At 60.3% G+C, this 18,355-nt stretch carries 14 protein-coding genes and 1 pseudogene; 10 read left to right on the top strand and 5 right to left on the bottom strand.

What is annotated here, in order from left to right; all coding sequences use genetic code 11:
• Positions 1 to 31: 31 nt before the first annotated feature.
• Positions 32 to 610, top strand: coding sequence for a 1,6-anhydro-N-acetylmuramyl-L-alanine amidase AmpD (ampD, locus tag BRD58_RS03515; protein ID WP_073381575.1), 579 nt, complete (start codon positions 32 to 34; stop codon positions 608 to 610).
• Positions 611 to 627: 17 nt separating this feature from the next.
• The gene (gene ampE, locus BRD58_RS03520; protein ID WP_073381582.1) at positions 628 to 1,482 is read left to right on the top strand and encodes a beta-lactamase regulator AmpE; all 855 of its coding nucleotides are present in this window, start codon (positions 628 to 630) and stop codon (positions 1,480 to 1,482) included.
• A gap of 82 nt (positions 1,483 to 1,564) precedes the next feature.
• Here ampE and BRD58_RS03525 read toward each other — a convergent pair whose 3' ends face one another.
• Positions 1,565 to 2,938 (bottom strand): amino acid permease, encoded by a 1,374-nt coding sequence (locus BRD58_RS03525; RefSeq protein WP_012847528.1) that lies wholly within the window; start codon positions 2,936 to 2,938, stop codon positions 1,565 to 1,567.
• Between the two features lie 619 nt (positions 2,939 to 3,557).
• Between BRD58_RS03525 and pdhR the strand changes: the two genes are divergently transcribed.
• From pdhR to lpdA, 4 genes are all read left to right on the top strand, one after another.
• Positions 3,558 to 4,322, top strand: coding sequence for a pyruvate dehydrogenase complex transcriptional repressor PdhR (gene pdhR, locus BRD58_RS03530; protein WP_012847529.1), 765 nt, complete (start codon positions 3,558 to 3,560; stop codon positions 4,320 to 4,322).
• Between the two features lie 149 nt (positions 4,323 to 4,471).
• A complete protein-coding gene (gene aceE / locus BRD58_RS03535; RefSeq protein ID WP_012847530.1) occupies positions 4,472 to 7,135 on the top strand; it encodes a pyruvate dehydrogenase (acetyl-transferring), homodimeric type in 2,664 nt (887 codons plus the stop codon).
• Positions 7,136 to 7,148: 13 nt separating this feature from the next.
• A complete protein-coding gene (aceF, locus tag BRD58_RS03540) occupies positions 7,149 to 9,017 on the top strand; it encodes a pyruvate dehydrogenase complex dihydrolipoyllysine-residue acetyltransferase (RefSeq protein WP_073381586.1) in 1,869 nt (622 codons plus the stop codon).
• Between the two features lie 265 nt (positions 9,018 to 9,282).
• A complete protein-coding gene (gene lpdA / locus BRD58_RS03545; RefSeq protein WP_015460964.1) occupies positions 9,283 to 10,713 on the top strand; it encodes a dihydrolipoyl dehydrogenase in 1,431 nt (476 codons plus the stop codon).
• A gap of 63 nt (positions 10,714 to 10,776) precedes the next feature.
• Here the strand turns inward: lpdA and BRD58_RS03550 are convergent, their stop codons facing one another.
• A complete protein-coding gene (locus tag BRD58_RS03550) occupies positions 10,777 to 11,034 on the bottom strand; it encodes a hypothetical protein (protein WP_069578223.1) in 258 nt (85 codons plus the stop codon).
• 284 nt (positions 11,035 to 11,318) lie between these two features.
• On the opposite strand from BRD58_RS03550, the pseudogene acnB reads away from it, so the two are divergent.
• The 3 genes and pseudogenes from acnB (at position 11,319) to yacL (ending at position 15,248) form a co-directional block, all read left to right on the top strand.
• Positions 11,319 to 13,915: pseudogene (acnB, locus tag BRD58_RS03555) on the top strand (bifunctional aconitate hydratase 2/2-methylisocitrate dehydratase).
• A gap of 145 nt (positions 13,916 to 14,060) precedes the next feature.
• The gene (locus BRD58_RS03560) at positions 14,061 to 14,702 is read left to right on the top strand and encodes a tellurite resistance TerB family protein (protein WP_073381588.1); all 642 of its coding nucleotides are present in this window, start codon (positions 14,061 to 14,063) and stop codon (positions 14,700 to 14,702) included.
• Positions 14,703 to 14,885: 183 nt separating this feature from the next.
• Positions 14,886 to 15,248: a protein YacL gene (gene yacL, locus BRD58_RS03565; RefSeq protein WP_012847538.1), complete on the top strand. Its 363-nt coding sequence runs from the start codon at positions 14,886 to 14,888 to the stop codon at positions 15,246 to 15,248.
• On the opposite strand, the gene yddG is transcribed toward yacL, so the two are convergent.
• On the bottom strand, positions 15,245 to 16,144 hold the full coding sequence (yddG, locus tag BRD58_RS03570; protein ID WP_015460967.1) for an aromatic amino acid DMT transporter YddG: 900 nt from the start codon (positions 16,142 to 16,144) through the stop codon (positions 15,245 to 15,247). The two genes, yacL and yddG, sit on opposite strands and share 4 nt — an antisense overlap.
• A gap of 138 nt (positions 16,145 to 16,282) precedes the next feature.
• Entirely contained in the window at positions 16,283 to 16,630 is a 348-nt protein-coding gene (locus BRD58_RS03575; RefSeq protein WP_015460968.1) for a YacC family pilotin-like protein, read from the bottom strand.
• A gap of 305 nt (positions 16,631 to 16,935) precedes the next feature.
• Here BRD58_RS03575 and hpt point away from each other — a divergent pair, with 305 nt between their 5' ends.
• Positions 16,936 to 17,472, top strand: coding sequence for a hypoxanthine phosphoribosyltransferase (gene hpt, locus BRD58_RS03580; protein ID WP_012847541.1), 537 nt, complete (start codon positions 16,936 to 16,938; stop codon positions 17,470 to 17,472).
• 133 nt (positions 17,473 to 17,605) lie between these two features.
• Here the strand turns inward: hpt and can are convergent, their stop codons facing one another.
• Complete coding sequence (can, locus tag BRD58_RS03585) at positions 17,606 to 18,268, bottom strand: carbonate dehydratase (protein ID WP_012847542.1); 663 nt, start codon at positions 18,266 to 18,268, stop codon at positions 17,606 to 17,608.
• Between the last annotated feature and the right edge of the window lie 87 nt (positions 18,269 to 18,355).

Below are 18,355 nucleotides of genomic sequence, written 5' to 3' on the forward strand. Positions count from 1 at the left end.
GCAGTTTGAATCGCGGGAGGTCGCGTTAGTGATGCAATTAGAGCAGGGGTGGCTGACGGGCGCGCGGCGCGTGCCGTCGCCACATTGTGATGCGCGTCCGCAGGGGGAGCTGCCCTCCCTGCTGGTGATCCACAATATCAGTCTGCCTCCGGGAAAGTTCGGCGGTCCCTATATCGACCGCCTGTTCAGCGGTACGCTGGCGTGTGACGATGATCCCTTCTTTGTCGGATTGCAGGGGCTGCGGGTCTCCGCGCACTGCTTGATCCGGCGCGATGGCGAGATTGTCCAGTATGTGCCTTTTGATCGTCGGGCGTGGCATGCCGGCGTATCACGCTATCAAGGGCGCGAGCGCTGTAATGATTTTTCTGTGGGTATTGAGCTGGAGGGGACGGATACGCTGGCGTATACCCCGCCGCAGTATCGGGCGCTGGTAGAGATCAGCGCGCTGTTGATGCGTCACTACCCGATGTCACCGACGCGGGTGACCGGCCATAGCGATATCGCCCCCGGGCGTAAAACCGATCCCGGCCCGGCGTTCCGCTGGGATGAGTACCATCGTTTACTGCGGACGGCGTTGGCCGGATCCGTCGCCACCCCCGATCGTCACTGAAGAGAGAGCTACCGGAGATGACGTTATTCTCGCTACTGCTGGTTTTGGGCTGGGAGCGGCTGTTTAAGCTGGGGGATCGCTGGCAGCTGGATCGCTGTCTGGTTCCGCTGTTTGCTCGCGTAAAGCGGGTATCGCTGGCCAAAACGCTGCTGCTGCTATTGCTGTGGATGCTGCTGATCGGCGCGCTGCTCCAGGGGTTTAAGGGGCTGCTTTTCGGCCTGCCGACGCTGTTGATGTGGATTTTCATCGGGCTGCTGTGCTTTGGCGCGGGGGCGATTCGCCGCGACTATCGCGCTTATATGAAAGCGGCGCGGCGGGGAGAACAGGATGCGATGACGCAGATGACGGCGGAGCTGGCGCTGATCCCGGGGCTGTCGGCCGATATGCGCCCGGAGATCCGTCTGCGTGAGCTGCAGAGCGTACTGGTGTGGATCAACTATCGCTTCTATCTGGCGCCGCTGTTCTATTTTGTGATAGCCGGGCCCTACGGGCCGGTGGCGCTGGGGGGCTATGCGCTGCTGCGGGCCTATCAGACTTGGCTGAGCCGTCAGGCCGATCCGCTGGCGCGCGCGCAGGCGGGGATCGATCGTCTGCTGCACTGGGTCGACTGGATCCCGGTGCGGCTGGCCGGGATTGCCTACGCTCTGCTGGGGCACGGTGAGCGTGCGCTGCCGGCCTGGCTAGCGTCGCTGGGCGATCTGCGCAGCGGTCAGTACCAGGTATTGACGGGGCTGGCGCAGCTTTCGCTGGCGCGCGATCCGCAGCTGGATGCGTTAAAGACGCCGCTGGCGGCGGTGACGCTGGCGCGGCGCATTACGCTGGTGCTGATCGTGGCGGTGGCGCTGTTGACCATTTATGGCGCGCTGCTCTAGCGGGATTAGTGGCCGCGTGCGATAGGCGAAAAAAAACCGGCGCGAGCGATAGCGCCGGTTTTTTATTTGGAGGCGTCGCGCGTTAGCCGGGGAGGCGTGCGCTGTGCTTCTGCGAACGCTGCTTAATGGCATAGCCGACAGCCAGTACGATCAGCCAGAGCGGGATCAACAGTACCGAAATCTGGATCCCCGGGGTCAGGAACATAATGACCAGGATGGCAGCCATAAACAGCAGGCACAGATAGTTACCCGCCGGGTACCAGAAGGCGCGGAAACGGGGAACCACGCCTTCGCGGTTTTTCTGCGCTCGAAAGCGCAGATGCGCGACGCTGATCATCGCCCAGTTAATCACCAGCGCGGAGACGACCAGCGCCATTAACAGCTCGAAGGCTTTGCCCGGCATCAGGTAGTTAATCAGTACGCACAGCAGGGTGGCCGCCGCCGAGAGGCCGATCGCGACCACCGGGACACCGCGTCCGTCTACCTTGAGCAGCGCCCGCGGGCCATTCCCCTGCTGGGCCAGACCGAACAGCATGCGGCTGTTGCAGTAGACGCAGCTGTTATAGACCGACAGCGCAGCGGTCAGCACCACGATATTGAGGACGGTGGCGACCAGGTTACTGTCCAGCGCATGGAAGATCATGACGAACGGGCTGCCGCCCTCGACCACCTTACCCCAGGGGTAGAGGGAGAGCAGGATAGCCAAAGCGCCGATGTAGAAAATCAGAATACGGTAGATAACCTGATTGGTCGCCTTGGGAATGCTGCGCTGCGGGTCGTCGGCCTCTGCGGCGGTGATCCCAACCAGCTCCAGACCGCCGAAGGAGAACATGATCACCGCCATTGCCATGACCAGCCCCATGACCCCATTGGGGAAGAATCCGCCCTGATCCCACAGGTTACTCACCGAGGCCTCGGGGCCACCGTGCCCGCTGAACAGCAGCCAGCCGCCAAACAGGATCATCCCGATGATGGCGACCACCTTGATGATCGCGAACCAGAACTCCAGCTCGCCGTAGATTTTGACGTTGGCCAGGTTGATGGCGTTGATCAGCAGGAAGAAGACCGCGGCGGATACCCAGGTCGGGATGTCCGGAAACCAGTACTGTACATAGATACCCACGGCCGTTAGCTCGGCCATGGCGACCAGAACATACAGCACCCAGTAGTTCCAGCCGGAGGCAAAACCGGCAAAGTCCCCCCAGTATTTGTAGGCAAAGTGGCTGAATGAGCCGGCCACCGGCTCCTCGACCACCATCTCACCCAGCTGGCGCATGATCAAAAAGGCGATAAATCCGCCGATGGCGTAGCCCAGCAGCACCGATGGCCCGGCCATTTTAATGGTTTGTGCGATCCCCAGAAACAGCCCAGTACCGATGGCGCCGCCTAGGGCGATCAGCTGTATGTGGCGATTCTTCAGGCCACGGTGTAACTGCTCGCCGTGTTGCTCACTCATATCTCTTACCCTCATCCGGCTCTGTTCAGGGGCACTGCCAGCGCCATTCTGTCATTATAATGATACGAAAATCGTAATTTTATTTTTACATCATGTTCTAATTCAAATCTGTTATTAATCTACCAACGCACTGAGAATAATGGTATGCGCAAAAAAATGCATCCGATTTCTTGTGCCGCTGCGTTTTGGGTCGGAGAAGACGTGCGGGGCCTACGCTGTGGACACTCTGCACATTGGGTGCGCAGAGCGTCCACGCTCGTATCACGATGATGGGCGATATGCGCGTTGACGTATTTCATTTTTATATTCATTTATTTTGCATATAAATGCTTATTATGATTGGCTTTCACGCTTCAGCTCGCGTGAGTCGTCGTGTATAAAACGTTAACTTCGGCCGCGGAAAGGTAAAAAGTAATACCCTTGCTTGGTTATCACGCTGGTGTTTTATTGGTTATTGATTGTTAACAAAGGCGGCATTTCATGATTTACATCAATAGTTGTATGGACAAGTGGTGAAGATTTTGTTACTTTGAGGTCATGTTTTTGAAATTGGTAATACCAATTTACTTTGCGGTTCTCCGATGAGAACGTCATCTACGCTCAGAGAAGACATTGCCACATGGCCTACAGCAAAATCCGCCAGCCCAAACTATCAGATGTGATCGAACAGCAGTTGGAATATCTGATCCTGGAAGGAACGCTGCGTCCCGGGGAAAAGCTGCCGCCGGAGCGCGAATTGGCGAAGCAGTTCGATGTATCCCGCCCCTCTCTGCGCGAGGCCATTCAGCGTCTCGAAGCCAAAGGGCTGCTGCTGCGCCGTCAGGGCGGTGGCACCTTCGTACAGGCCAATCTCTGGCAAAGCTTTAGCGACCCACTGGCCGAGCTGCTCGCGGCCCACCCGGAATCCCAATACGATCTGTTGGAAACCCGCCATGCCCTGGAGGGGATCGCGGCCTATTATGCTGCGCTGCGCGGCACCGATGAGGATTTTGTTCGTCTGCGCGAGTGTCATCTGGCGATTGAAAGCGCGCAGGCCGCGGGCGATCTGGACGGCGAGGCCGATGCGGTGATGCAGTATCAGGTGGCGGTGACCGAAGCGGCTCATAACGCGGTGCTGCTCCACCTGCTGCGCTGCATGGCGCCGATGCTGGAAAAGAACGTAAAACAGAATTTCGAGCTGCTCTATGCGCGTCGCGAAATGCTGGCCCTGGTCAGCGATCATCGAGCCAGTATCTTTGCGGCCATCATCGCCCGGGAGCCAGAGCGGGCGCGTGAGGCATCACACCGCCATCTGGCCTTTATTGAAGATATTTTGCTGGAGATGAGCCGCGAGCACAGCCGCCGCGAGCGCTCGCTGCGGCTGCTCCAGCAGCGTAAGGATTGAAAATTGGTTCGCGCGTAGCCCTCCGGGGCGCGCGCGCCGATGTTAACACTAGGCAACTCACCGATTGGGCCTGTCTTCGTGCGTTTTGACCGCAGAGCGCAGGAAGACAGGCTCCAGACAACCCATTTAGACAGATAAGGAATACCACCATGTCAGATCGTTTACTCAATGACGTGGATCCGATCGAAACCCGCGATTGGCTGCAGGCGATAGAATCGGTCATCCGTGAAGAAGGCGTAGAGCGCGCGCAGTATCTGATCGATCAGGTACTGAATTCCGCCCGTCAGGGCGGCGTTAATCTGCCTTCCGCTGCGCTGGCCCACAATTACGTGAACACCATTGCTCCGGAAGATGAGCCGGCCTATCCGGGGAATCTGGAGCTGGAGCGTCGTATCCGCATCGCCATGCGTTGGAATGCGGTGATGATCGTCCTGCATGCGTCGAAGAAAGATCTGGAGCTGGGCGGTCACATGGCCTCCTATCAGTCTTCTGCGACGGTGTATGAAGTGTGCTTTAACCATTTCTTCCGCGCCCGTAACCAGAAGGACGGCGGCGATCTGGTCTACTTCCAGGGCCATATCTCTCCGGGGATCTACGCGCGCGCCTTCCTGGAAGGACGCCTGACCGAGGAGCAGCTGAATAACTTCCGTCAGGAGGTTCACGGCACGGGGCTCTCTTCTTACCCGCATCCGAAGCTGATGCCGGAGTTCTGGCAGTTCCCGACCGTTTCCATGGGGCTGGGGCCGTTGGGGGCGATTTATCAGGCTAAGTTCCTGAAATACCTGAATCACCGCGGTCTGAAAGACACCACGGCGCAGCGCGTTTACGCCTTCCTCGGCGACGGTGAGATGGATGAGCCGGAATCCAAGGGCGCCATCACCATCGCCACCCGCGATAAGCTGGACAACCTGTGCTTCGTCATTAACTGCAACCTGCAGCGTCTGGATGGCCCGGTGACGGGGAACGGCAAGATCATCAACGAACTGGAAGGCATCTTCGCCGGTGCGGGCTGGAACGTGATCAAGGTGATTTGGGGCTCCCGCTGGGATGCGCTGCTGCGTAAAGATACCAGCGGTAAGCTGATCCAGCTGATGAATGAAACCCTGGACGGCGACTACCAAACCTTCAAGTCAAAGAATGGCGCCTATGTGCGTGAACACTTCTTTGGCCGTTATCCGGAAACCGCGGCGCTGGTCAAGGATATGTCTGACGATGAGATCTGGGCGCTGAACCGCGGCGGCCACGATCCGAAGAAAGTCTACGCCGCCTTTAAGAAAGCCGAAGAGACCAAAGGTCAGCCGACGGTGATCCTGGTGCATACCATCAAGGGCTATGGCATGGGCGACACCGCCGAAGGCAAAAACATCGCTCACCAGGTTAAGAAGATGAACATGGATGGCGTGCGCCATTTCCGCGATCGCTTCAACGTGCCGGTGGCCGATGCCGATCTGGAGAAGCTGCCGTACGTCACCTTTGACGCCGACTCCGAAGAGGCGCGCTATCTGCATGAGCGTCGCGCCGCGCTGCAGGGCTATGTCCCGACCCGTAGCCCGACCTTTAGCGAGCGTCTAGAACTGCCGGCGCTGGAGGACTTCTCCGCCCTGCTGGAAGAGCAGAACAAAGAGATTTCGACCACCATCGCCTTCGTACGTGCGTTGAACGTAATGCTGAAGAACAAGTCCATCAAGGATCGTCTGGTGCCGATCATCGCTGACGAAGCGCGTACCTTCGGTATGGAAGGGCTGTTCCGTCAGATTGGGATCTATAGCCCGAACGGCCAGCGCTACACCCCGCAGGATCGCGAGCAGGTGGCCTACTACAAAGAAGACGAGAAAGGACAGATTCTGCAGGAGGGGATCAACGAGCTGGGCGCCGGGGCCTCTTGGCTGGCGGCAGCGACCTCTTACAGCACTAACGATCTGCCGATGATCCCGTTCTACATCTACTACTCCATGTTCGGCTTCCAGCGCATCGGCGACCTGTGCTGGGCGGCGGGCGACCAGCAGGCGCGCGGTTTCCTGATCGGCGGCACCTCTGGACGCACCACCCTGAACGGGGAAGGTCTGCAGCACGAAGATGGCCACAGCCATATTCAGTCCCTGACTATCCCGAACTGCATCTCCTACGATCCGGCCTATGCCTATGAAGTGGCCGTGATCATGCACGACGGTCTGGAGCGCATGTACGGTGAGAAGCAGGAGAACGTGTACTACTACATCACCACGCTGAACGAAAACTACCACATGCCGGCGATGCCGCAGGGCGTTGAAGAGGGCATCCGCCGCGGGATCTACAAGCTGGATACGCAGTCCGGCGATAAGGGCAAGGTCCAGCTGCTGGGCTCCGGCTCCATGCTGCGCCACGTCCGCGAGGCCGCGCGTATTCTGTCTGAAGAGTATGGCGTTGGCAGCGATGTGTACAGCGTGACCTCCTTCACCGAGCTGGCGCGCGATGGCCAGGACTGCGAGCGTTGGAACATGCTGCATCCGCTGGAGACCCCGCGCGTACCGTACATCGCTCAGGTGATGAACGATGCGCCGGCCGTGGCGTCTACCGACTATATGAAACTGTTTGCCGAGCAGGTACGTACCTATGTTCCGGCCAGCGATTACCGCGTGCTGGGCACCGATGGCTTCGGCCGCTCCGACAGCCGTGAAAACCTGCGTCACCACTTTGAGGTCGATGCCTCCTACGTGGTGGTGGCGGCACTGGGTGAACTGGCAAAACGCGGGGAGATCGCCGCTTCCGTGGTGGCGGACGCCATCGGCAAGTTCAATATCGATCCGGAAAAAGTAAACCCGCGTCTGGCATAAGAGGTACGGAATAATGGCAATTGCAATCAATGTACCGGACATCGGTGCGGATGAAGTAGAAGTCACTGAAATTCTGGTGAAAGTCGGTGACCGGGTTGATGCGGAGCAGTCTCTGATTACCGTTGAAGGCGACAAGGCTTCAATGGAGGTCCCCTCGCCGCAGGCCGGCGTTATCAGCGCTATCAAGGTTGCGGTGGGCGATAAGGTCACGACCGGCTCTCTGATCATGGAGTTCGAGGCGGCCGATGCCGCTGCGGCCCAGCCGGCGGCCCAAGTGCAACCGGCAGCGGCTCAGGCTGCCGCTGCACAGGTGCGTGACGTTCAGGTGCCGGATATCGGTGACGATGAAGTGGAAGTCACCGAGATCCTGGTGAAGGTCGGCGACAGCGTTAGCGCTGAACAGTCGCTGATCACCGTCGAAGGCGATAAAGCCTCGATGGAGGTGCCGGCGCCGTTCGCCGGGGTGGTTCAATCCATCGCTATCGCCACCGGAGACAAGGTGAAGACCGGTTCGCCGATCATGACCTTTAGCATCGCGGGCGCCGCCTCTCCGGCCCCGACAGCGGCGGCCGTCGCGCCTGCCGCGCCGGTGGCCCAGGCTGCCGCCAGCCAGCCGGTCAGCGTGCCGGATATCGGCGGTGATGAGGTTGAAGTCACCGAAATTCTGGTCAAGGTGGGCGACAGCGTCAGCGCTGAACAGTCGCTGATCACCGTCGAAGGCGATAAGGCTTCGATGGAGGTGCCGGCGCCGTTTGCCGGGGTTGTCAGCGCCATCGCAGTCAGCGTGGGCGATAAGGTGAAAACCGGCTCGCCGATCATGACCTTCAGCGTGGCGGGCAGCGCGCCTGCGCCGTCGGCATCTGCGCCAGCGACCGCGGCGCCGGTAAGTGCGCCAGCCACCTCCGCGGCTGCAGCGCCTGCGGCGGTACAGACGACGAGCGAGTTCACCGAAAACGCCGCCTATGTGCATGCGACGCCGGTGATCCGCCGTCTGGCGCGTGAGTTTGGCGTTAACCTGGCCAAGGTAAAAGGCAGCGGGCGTAAGGGCCGCATTCTGCGCGAAGACGTACAGACCTATGTCAAAGAGCTGATTAAGCGCGCTGAAACCGCGCCAGCGGCGGCAACCGGGGGCTCTCTGCCGGGTCTGCTGCCGTGGCCGAAGGTGGACTTCAGCAAGTTCGGCGAGGTGGAAGAGGTTGAGCTGGGGCGTATCCAGAAGATCTCCGGCGCCAACCTGCACCGCAACTGGGTGATGATCCCGCATGTCACCCAGTTTGATGAGACCGATATCACCGAGGTGGAAGCGTTCCGCAAACAGCAGAACGTGGAGTCCGAGAAGCGCAAGCTGGGGGTTAAAATTACCCCGCTGGTGTTTATCATCAAGGCGGCGGCCAAGGCGTTAGAGGCGATGCCGCGCTTTAACAGCTCCCTGTCTGAGGATGCCCAGCGTCTGACGCTGAAGAAGTACATCAACATCGGCGTCGCGGTCGATACGCCGAACGGCCTGGTGGTTCCGGTGCTGCGCGACGTCAACAAGAAGGGCATCATCGAGCTGTCGCGCGATCTGGCGGAGATCTCAGCCAAGGCGCGCGCCGGCAAGCTGACCGCCGCGGACATGCAGGGCGGCTGCTTCACTATCTCCAGCCTGGGCGGTATCGGCGGCACGGCGTTTACGCCGATCGTCAACGCACCGGAGGTGGCGATCCTGGGGGTATCCAAGTCGTCGATGAAGCCGGTATGGAATGGGAAAGAGTTTGCGCCGCGCCTGATGCTGCCGCTGGCGCTCTCCTATGACCATCGGGTGATCGACGGTGCCGACGGCGCCCGCTTTATCAGCTTCATCAACAGCGTGATGTCCGACATCCGCCGCCTGGTGATGTAAGCCGAGGGCCGGCGCATGCGCCGGCCTTTTTCTTGAATTCGCGGTATGGCGGGCGCTGGCTCGCGTCAGCCATACCGCCAGAGACAGACGTCGGCGGATCATCCCTTTACAGAATTATTAACATTTCTGTAAACTGTGGGACGCGACGGGTGTCCCGGCGGAGGCCGCGGCGCCGCGGTGATATCAGCCCGTGGGGCGGCGGACGGTCGGTCTGGATGCCATAGCGGTGCATCCACGCCGCCGGAAAAACAATAAAGAGGTCATGATGAGTACTGAAATCAAAACTCAGGTCGTGGTACTTGGGGCGGGCCCGGCAGGGTATTCTGCGGCGTTCCGCTGCGCGGATTTAGGGCTTGAAACCGTGATTGTCGAGCGTTACTCCACCCTGGGCGGGGTGTGCCTGAACGTCGGCTGTATCCCCTCCAAGGCCTTGCTGCACGTGGCTAAAGTGATTGAAGAGGCCAAGGCGCTGGCGGAGCACGGTATCGTGTTCGGCGAGCCGAAGACCGACATTGACAAGATCCGCACCTGGAAAGAGAAGGTGATTGGTCAGCTGACCGGCGGCCTGGCCGGTATGGCTAAAGGCCGTAAGGTGCGGGTGGTCAACGGGCTGGGTAAGTTTACCTCGGCCAACACCCTGACTGTTGACGGGGAAGCCGGGCAGACGGTGATCCACTTTGATAATGCGATCATCGCCGCCGGTTCTCGTCCCATCCAACTGCCGTTTATCCCCCATGACGATCCGCGCGTATGGGATTCGACCGACGCGCTGGCCCTGAACAGCGTGCCGCAGCGCCTACTGGTGATGGGCGGCGGGATTATCGGCCTGGAGATGGGGACGGTATATCATGCGCTGGGTTCCGAGATCGACGTGGTTGAAATGTTCGATCAGGTGATCCCGGCCGCCGATAAGGACGTGGTGAAAGTCTTTACCAAGCGTATCGGCAAACGCTTTAACCTGATGCTGGAGACCAAGGTCACCGCCGTGGAGGCCCGAGAAGACGGGATCTATGTTTCCATGGAAGGCAAGAAGGCTCCGGCAGAGGCACAGCGTTATGACGCTGTGCTGGTGGCCATCGGCCGCGTGCCGAACGGTAAGCTGATCGACGCCGGTCTGGCCGGGGTTGAGGTGGATGAGCGCGGCTTTATTCACGTGGATAAGCAGCTGCGTACCAATGTGCCGCACATCTTCGCCATCGGCGATATCGTCGGTCAGCCGATGCTGGCGCACAAAGGGGTTCACGAGGGGCACGTTGCCGCCGAGGTGATCGCCGGGATGAAGCACTACTTCGATCCGAAGGTGATCCCTTCTATCGCCTATACCGAGCCAGAGGTTGCATGGGTCGGTCTGACGGAAAAAGAGGCGCGCGAGAAAGGGATCAGCTACGAAACCGCCACCTTCCCGTGGGCGGCCTCGGGGCGCGCCATCGCCTCTGACTGTGCCGACGGCATGACCAAGCTTATCTTCGACAAAGAGTCCCACCGCATCATCGGCGGGGCGATTGTCGGCACCAACGGCGGCGAGCTGCTCGGTGAAATCGGTCTGGCGATCGAGATGGGCTGCGATGCGGAGGATATTGCCCTGACGATTCATGCCCACCCGACCCTGCATGAGTCGGTTGGCCTGGCGGCGGAAGTCTACGAAGGTAGCATCACCGACCTGCCGAATCCGAAGGCGAAGAAAGCGTCGCGCTGAGTGAGCGCCAGTAAAAACGGCTCCCTACTGCGGGAGCCGTTTTTTTTTGGCCAGTCGCTGCCGTCAGTCATACCGAAAGCCGATAAAAAAGGCGAGGGCCGGTATGCAGATCCCCAGTCCCAGTGAGCAGAGAAAGTAGTTCATTCCCCACAGAAAGCCGTCGTGATCCAGCATTTCCTGCCCGTTAAGGCCGCTGTCCAGCGCCAGCGCGTTTTCGCTGTGGCTGAGGTCGATAAGATAAAACAGCGCGCCGACGGCCAGTATTAGGGAGAGGATTTGCAGCAGGGTCAGGCAGCGCGAGTGCGTGGTCGTCAATGACATCGTCGCCTCCCAGGCCGCTGAAAGCGTGGCATGATACAGAAAAATCACCGAGGGTAAACGTAAAACAGGTCAGATCTGTGCGTTAATCGTACGTTTTTGCCCGGCCAAAAGTGGTTTTATGCGCTTATGTTGCTTTTTTGTAAACCGTTTAACACGGTGGCTAAATGCTGATATGCTGAAAAGGCTATCCGGGTATCCGACAGGCGGTCAGGCGATGGGTTAGGGCACGGCACGCTACCGGCATCCCGGTATCTACAATGACAATGAGAGCGAGGAGTCGAGTCGTGCTAAAAGAATACCGTGAGCACGTCGCCGAGCGGGCGGCCCTGGGTGTGGTTCCTAAGCCGCTGGACGCGGCGCAGATGGCAGCGCTGGTTGAGCTGCTTAAGTCACCGCCGGCGGGCGAGGAGGCCCTGCTGCTGGATCTCTTGACCAACCGGGTACCGCCGGGCGTTGATGAGGCGGCCTATGTGAAGGCGGCCTTCTTGGCCGCGCTGGTGAAGGGCGAGGCCCACTCGCCGTTGGTCAGCGCCGCCAAGGCGCTGGAGCTGCTGGGAACAATGCAGGGTGGCTATAACATTCATCCGCTGATTGAGGCGCTGGATAACGCGGCGCTGGCGCCGATCGCCGTCGGCGCACTGTCCCATACTCTGCTGGTCTTCGATAGCTTCCACGACGTTGAGCAGCGCGCGCGCGCCGGGAATGCGTTTGCCCGCCAGGTGCTGCAGTCCTGGGCCGATGCCGAATGGTTCCTGTCCCGTCCGGCGCTGGCGGACACGCTGACGGTGACGGTCTTCAAGGTCAGCGGTGAAACCAATACCGACGACCTGTCCCCGGCACAGGACGCCTGGTCCCGCCCCGATATTCCGCTGCACGCGCTGGCGCTGCTGAAGAACCCGCGCGACGGCATCATCCCGGATCAGCCCGGCGCCGTGGGGCCGATCCGTCAGCTGCAGACGCTGGCTGAGCAGGGATACCCGCTGGCCTACGTCGGCGATGTGGTGGGCACCGGCTCCTCGCGTAAATCGGCGACCAACTCAGTGCTGTGGCTGATGGGGGAGGACATCCCTTTCGTGCCCAATAAGCGGGCCGGTGGCGTCGTGCTGGGCGGTAAAATCGCGCCGATCTTCTTTAACACCATGGAGGATGCCGGTGCGCTACCGATCGAGGTGGACGTCAGCCAGCTGCAGACCGGTGAGGTTATCGATATCTACCCCTATCGGGGGGAGATCCGCCGTCATGCCGACGGCGCCCTGCTGGCGACCTTTGCCCTGAAGACCGAGGTATTGCTGGATGAAGTGCGCGCCGGCGGGCGTATTCCGCTGATCATCGGCCGGGCGCTGACGGCGCGCGCGCGCGAGGCGCTGGATCTTCCGCCCAGCGATGTCTTCCGCCAGCCCAAAGCGGTCAGCGACAGCGGCAAGGGATATACCCTGGCGCAAAAAATGGTGGGGCGCGCCTGCGGCGTAGCCGGCGTGCGTCCCGGCCAATACTGCGAACCGCGGATGGCCTCCGTCGGCTCGCAGGATACCACTGGCCCGATGACGCGTGATGAGTTGAAGGATCTGGCCTGCCTGGGTTTTTCCGCCGATCTGGTGATGCAGTCCTTCTGTCACACGGCTGCCTATCCCAAGCCTATCGATGTGCAGACGCACCACACGCTGCCTGACTTCATTATGAACCGGGGCGGGGTGGCGCTGCGTCCAGGCGATGGCATCATCCACTCCTGGCTGAACCGAATGCTGCTGCCGGACACCGTGGGTACCGGCGGCGACTCCCATACCCGCTTCCCTATCGGGATCTCGTTCCCGGCAGGATCCGGCCTGGTGGCATTTGCCGCCGCGACCGGGGTGATGCCGCTGGATATGCCGGAGTCCGTCCTGGTGCGTTTTAAAGGGCAGATGCAGCCGGGGATCACCCTGCGCGATCTGGTCCATGCCATCCCCTATCACGCGATCCAGCAGGGTCTGCTGACCGTCGAGAAGCAGGGGAAGAAGAACATCTTCTCCGGACGGATCCTGGAGATCGAAGGGCTGCCGCAGCTGAAGGTCGAGCAGGCCTTTGAGCTGGCCGATGCCTCGGCGGAGCGTTCGGCGGCCGGCTGCACCATTAAGCTGGATCGTGAGCCGATCGTGGAGTATCTGCAGTCCAATATCGTGCTGCTCCGCTGGATGATCGCCGAGGGCTACGGCGATCGCCGTACCCTGGAGCGCCGCATCCGCGCCATGGAGAAGTGGCTGGCCGATCCGCAGCTGCTGGTGGCGGACGGTGACGCCGAGTATGCCGCGGTGATCGAGATCGATCTCGACGCGATTAAAGAGCCTATTCTGTGCGCCCCCAACGATCCGGACGATGCGCGTCTGCTGTCACAGGTGGCCGGGGCGAAGATCGATGAGGTCTTTATTGGCTCCTGTATGACCAATATTGGCCACTTCCGCGCCGCCGGTAAGCTGCTTGATAGCCATCAGGGTCAGCTGCCGACGCGGCTGTGGGTGGCGCCGCCGACCCGTATGGACGCCGCGCAGCTGACGGAGGAGGGGTACTACAGCGTGTTCGGCAAGAGCGGCGCGCGCGTTGAGATCCCAGGCTGTTCCCTGTGCATGGGCAACCAGGCGCGGGTGGCCGACGGGGCGACGGTGGTATCGACGTCGACGCGTAACTTCCCGAACCGCCTCGGCACCGGCGCTAACGTCTATTTGGCATCGGCCGAGCTGGCGGCGGTGGCGGCCCTGCTGGGTCAGCTGCCGGACGTCGCGCAGTATCAGCAGTTTATGGCGAAGGTGGGGCGTCGGCGGCAGACACCTACCGCTATCTCAACTTTAATCGCCTGACGCCATACACCGAGAAGGCCGGGCAGGTGATCTTCCAGACCGCGGTGTAATCGCGCCCCCAGGGCTTTCGCGGGGGAGTCCGTCTGTGCGGACTCCCCCTTTTTATGGGTGTTACATAGCCTTGCATGGGGTCGACATAACTTGACGTTTAACCTCGTAACCTAACGCTATTGTGCCGATCCTGGGGGAGTGGAGATGAAAAAAGGCTGGATGGATCAACTGCAGTCGCTGCTGGGCGACGCTAAGCGCGGCAGCGGCGGCGACGGGCTGGGTAAACTGCTGGCGCCGGCGGCGCTCGGTGGCTTGGCCGGCGTGCTGCTGGGGAATAAATCCGTGCGTAAGCAGGCGGGCAAGCTGGGTAAGAACGCCTTGCTGCTCGGCGGCGGCGCGGCGATCGGCGCCCTGCTGTGGAATAAATACCGCGAGCGGGTGCGGGAGACTCACCGCGATGAGCCGCAGTACGGCCAGCGGAGCGCGCAGCCCGATGCGCGCGCGCGGCGTCTGGTGCAGGCGTTGGTGTTTGCCGCGAAAAGCGACGGCCACATTGATGCTCGGGAGCAGCAGGCCATCGACGATGCCCTGACGCGCCTGGCGCTGGGCGATGAGGCGCGCGAGTGGGTGCGCCAGGCGTTGGATAGCCCTCTCGATCCGCATCTGCTGTCCCGTGAGGTGCAGGACGAAGAGGAGGCGCTGGAGATTTATGCTGTGAGCTGTACGGTCATCGACATCGACCATTTTATGGAGCGCAGTTACCTGGATGCGCTGGCGCAGGCGCTGGGCATTCCATCGGACGTGGCGCAGGGCCTGGAGCGTAATATTGGCGCCGGGAGCGCATAGCGCAGGGCATCCCGCGCCTATTGACCCTCTGGGGCTTTTTTGCTGAAATCGCTCGCCACACAGCGCGGAGACCCAGTCTCCGCGTTATTTTTTGCAGATTGCGAGCCGGATTTCAGGTCGCATCGTGGCGCTGGGTTACACTGAAAAAGAGTCCCCTGATGGGGCAGAGAGGGAGGGCTGGCTGTGGATTATGAATTTCGCCATGATATTGGAGGCCAGGTGATCGCGCTGTTTTCGATGGGACATGAGGCCGTCGGGCACTGGCTTAACGAAGAGGTCAAAGGGGATTTGGCGCTGCTGTCGCGCATCGAGCAGGAGGCCGCGGCGCTGAAGGGCAGCGAACGGCAGTGGCAGCTAGAGGGGCATGAGTACACCCTGTGGCTGGACAGTGAAGAGGTGATGGTGCGCGCTAACCAGTTGGCGCTGGAGGGCGATGAGCTGGATGACGGCATGCGCTATTACGATGAGGAGAGCCTCTCGCTGTGCGGGCTGGAGGATTTTCTACAGGTGCTGGCGCGCTACCGCAGTTTTATTCAGCAGCGCTAATCGCGGCGGGCCGTCGCGCTCGTCCGGCGGCTGGCGCTCCAGCACAGCAATGATCCCAACACCACCAGCAGCACGCCGGACCACAGGCTGCTCGGGGTCGGCGCCGCCAGCCACAGCGCGGCAATGGCAATGGACAACAGCGGCGTAAAGTAAGAGAGGGCGGCGACCAGGGTGGCGTTGCCCTTTTTCATGGCCTGATCCCAGCACAGATAGGCGATGGCGGTGCTGCCGCTCATCAGCAGCAGTTCGCCCAGCGCCGCGCGGGTGATGCGCAGCGGAGGCTGCGGCGTCAGCAGCCATAGCAGCCACAGACACAGGGCCGTCATCAAGAGAAACAGCGGCAGGGCGCCGCGGCTGGGCTGATAGTAGCGCAGCAGGTTGGAGTAGATGGCCCAGGCAAAGGCGGCGCCGAAGGCCAGGGCATAGGCCAGCGGATTGCCGCTCAGATTGCGGTACAGGGCGACGGGATCGACGCCGGCGTCTCCGCCGACGACCCAGACGACGCCGCTGAAGGCCAGCAGCGCGCCGGGCCAGAGCCACCAGCGTACGCGCAGCCCCAGCAGCGGGACGGCGAACAGCAGCGTCAGGCTAGGCCACAGGTAGTTGATCAGCCCCAGCTCCAGCGTCTGGGCTCGGTTATCCGCCAGGCCGATGGCCAGAGCGAAGGCCACCATATAGAACACAAACAGGGCGCCGCAGCCGAACAGGTATCCCGCTCGCTGGCCGCGTACGGCGGGCTTTCCCGCTGCGCACCATACCAGCAGGCCGCTCAGGGAGTAGATAGCGGCACCCGCGGCGGTCGGGCCCAGGGTCTCCGCCAGGCTGCGCGTCAGGGCGACGCTCATGCTCCACAGCAGAATGGCGCACACGCCCAGTAACGTCGCTCGGTGTTTCATGGCCATCCTCCCTGTTGTGCCCAGGCGCTGACTGTAACATGTTTATGTTATCTGGCGCAGGAGGAGGCGAGGTGAAATGATTTCACATAGGCGGGCGTGCGGTGAACGCCTGGCGGCGTATCGTGCGCCGGCGCGTGATCAGTTAGCGTAGGCCAGCAGGCCCAGCGAATCGCGGGCCAGGTATTTGCACTTGGTTTCCACCGGCATGGCGATGCGGCTTAAATCGTGGTAGCTCTCTTCACCCAGCTTTTTCATCTTCTTGGTGTTGTAATTACTCATATCCCAGCCGTTACGGCTGGCAAAGAAGACAATCGCCCGCTTAATCTGATTGTTGGGAAGGTCGTGGTAGCCACAGTCATTTTTTAAATAGACGAAAATGGCGGTTAAATCAGCCAGATCTTCCGCCTGCATCTCATCCAGCGCCCGACTGGAGGTCGTGATACTCAGTAAGCCCAACAATAGCACTAGCAGAGAGGTTTTTTTCATACCGGAAAACACGATTTGTTATTGTGCTATGACGGTATCATATTTCATCGGTATGACTACAGTCTGATATTCACTTTTAATATGTAATTGGGACGGATTCTATGCCATGCGGGCCGCGGGTATGTCGGAGGGCTTTTCGTACCTTAGGGCGGCAGACCCGTTTAAGTAGCCCCCTCGGCCTGCTATACTCTGCGCCCTTAACAAACCGCGCTGTGTTGTGCCGTGGAGTGGAGTCATCCGCCGGGTGCAGGACAGATTGATTTTGCCGTCCGCCCACGCGACGGCACGCACGCAGGGTAAAAGCGATGAAACATACCGTAGAAGTCATGATCTCTGAACAGGAGATCAAGGCACGCGTAGCTGAACTGGGACGCCAGATCTCCGATCATTACCGTAACAGTGGCAAAGAGCTGGTGCTGGTGGGGCTGCTGCGCGGCTCCTTCATCTTTATGGCCGATTTGTGCCGCCAGATCAGCGTACCGCATGAAGTCGACTTTCTGACGGCCTCCAGCTATGGCAACGCCATGAACAGCTCCCGTGATGTCAAGATCCTCAAGGATCTGGATGAGGATATCCGCGATAAGGATGTCCTGATCGTTGAAGATATCATCGACTCCGGCAATACCCTGAGCAAGGTGCGCGAGCTGTTTAGCCTGCGTGGCCCGAACTCATTGGCTATCTGCACGCTGCTGGACAAACCGAGCCGTCGCGAGGTCGCGGTTCCGGTGGAGTATATCGGCTTCTCGATCCCCGACGAATTCGTGGTGGGCTTTGGTATCGACTACGCTCAGCGCTATCGCTATCTGCCCTATATCGGCAAAGTTACCATGCTGGAAGAGTAACGCCGACGGCGGTGAAAAAGGCGACCTCGGGTCGCCTTTTTGCTGTGCGCACGGTCATCTGTACGGAAATTGCGCCGGTCGGTGAATAATTAATTCGTTGACCGGACAGCGTTTTTTTATTAACCCGCGCGGATTAGCCTTCCTGGTTCTGCTGCTGTAGCAGCTTAGCCATGGCGTTGCGGTAGCGCACTTCCAGACTCTCACGGCTGATGGTGGTAATGTCCAGATCGTGCAAACGCCCGTCCTGCAGACCATAGACCCAGCCATGGATCATCACCTTCTGCCCGCGTTTCCACGCCGACTGTAGAATGGTGGAGTGGCCTAAATTGTAGACCTGCTCAATCACGTTCAGCTCGCACAGCGTATCCATGCGTTTTTCCGGCGGCAGTTCGCCCAGCAGGGTGCTGTGCTTGTACCAGATATCGCGAATATGCAGCAGCCAGTTGTCGATAAGCCCCAGCTCTGGATTGGTGACGGCGGCTTCGACGCCGCCGCAGCCCAGGTGACCACAGATGATGATGTGCTCAACCTGCAGCACGTCGACCGCATACTGCACCACCGAGAGGCAGTTCAGGTCGGTATGGATCACCAGATTGGCGACGTTGCGGTGTACAAATAGCTCCCCCGGCTGTAGACCGGTCAACTGCTCCGCCGGCACCCGGCTATCCGAACAGCCAATCCACAGAAAGCGCGGACGCTGGGACTCTGCCAGCTTGGCGAAGAAGGTCGGATTATCCTCCTTTACCTGCTGTGACCATGCCTGGTTGTTGGCGATCAGTTTCTCGATTTCTTTCATGAAGGTTAATCAGCTGTAACGGGAAAGAGGCCTAATATAGGCCAATCCACGGGCTTTGGAAATCGGAACAGTGGGCCACGCGGGCGT

It is taken from the genome of Edwardsiella piscicida (assembly GCF_001896205.1).
Classification (GTDB): domain Bacteria; phylum Pseudomonadota; class Gammaproteobacteria; order Enterobacterales; family Enterobacteriaceae; genus Edwardsiella; species Edwardsiella piscicida.

What these genes read in the sequence shown, in the direction of transcription:
- ampD (WP_073381575.1), top strand. Translation starts at nt 32, where the DNA reads ATGCAATTAGAGCAGGGGTGGCTGACGGGCGCGCGGCGCGTGCCGTCG.
- ampE (WP_073381582.1), top strand. Translation starts at nt 628, where the DNA reads ATGACGTTATTCTCGCTACTGCTGGTTTTGGGCTGGGAGCGGCTGTTT.
- BRD58_RS03525 (WP_012847528.1), bottom strand. Translation starts at nt 2,938, where the DNA reads ATGAGTGAGCAACACGGCGAGCAGTTACACCGTGGCCTGAAGAATCGC.
- pdhR (WP_012847529.1), top strand. Translation starts at nt 3,558, where the DNA reads ATGGCCTACAGCAAAATCCGCCAGCCCAAACTATCAGATGTGATCGAA.
- aceE (WP_012847530.1), top strand. Translation starts at nt 4,472, where the DNA reads ATGTCAGATCGTTTACTCAATGACGTGGATCCGATCGAAACCCGCGAT.
- aceF (WP_073381586.1), top strand. Translation starts at nt 7,149, where the DNA reads ATGGCAATTGCAATCAATGTACCGGACATCGGTGCGGATGAAGTAGAA.
- lpdA (WP_015460964.1), top strand. Translation starts at nt 9,283, where the DNA reads ATGAGTACTGAAATCAAAACTCAGGTCGTGGTACTTGGGGCGGGCCCG.
- BRD58_RS03550 (WP_069578223.1), bottom strand. Translation starts at nt 11,034, where the DNA reads ATGTCATTGACGACCACGCACTCGCGCTGCCTGACCCTGCTGCAAATC.
- BRD58_RS03560 (WP_073381588.1), top strand. Translation starts at nt 14,061, where the DNA reads ATGAAAAAAGGCTGGATGGATCAACTGCAGTCGCTGCTGGGCGACGCT.
- yddG (WP_015460967.1), bottom strand. Translation starts at nt 16,144, where the DNA reads ATGAAACACCGAGCGACGTTACTGGGCGTGTGCGCCATTCTGCTGTGG.
- BRD58_RS03575 (WP_015460968.1), bottom strand. Translation starts at nt 16,630, where the DNA reads ATGAAAAAAACCTCTCTGCTAGTGCTATTGTTGGGCTTACTGAGTATC.
- hpt (WP_012847541.1), top strand. Translation starts at nt 16,936, where the DNA reads ATGAAACATACCGTAGAAGTCATGATCTCTGAACAGGAGATCAAGGCA.
- can (WP_012847542.1), bottom strand. Translation starts at nt 18,268, where the DNA reads ATGAAAGAAATCGAGAAACTGATCGCCAACAACCAGGCATGGTCACAG.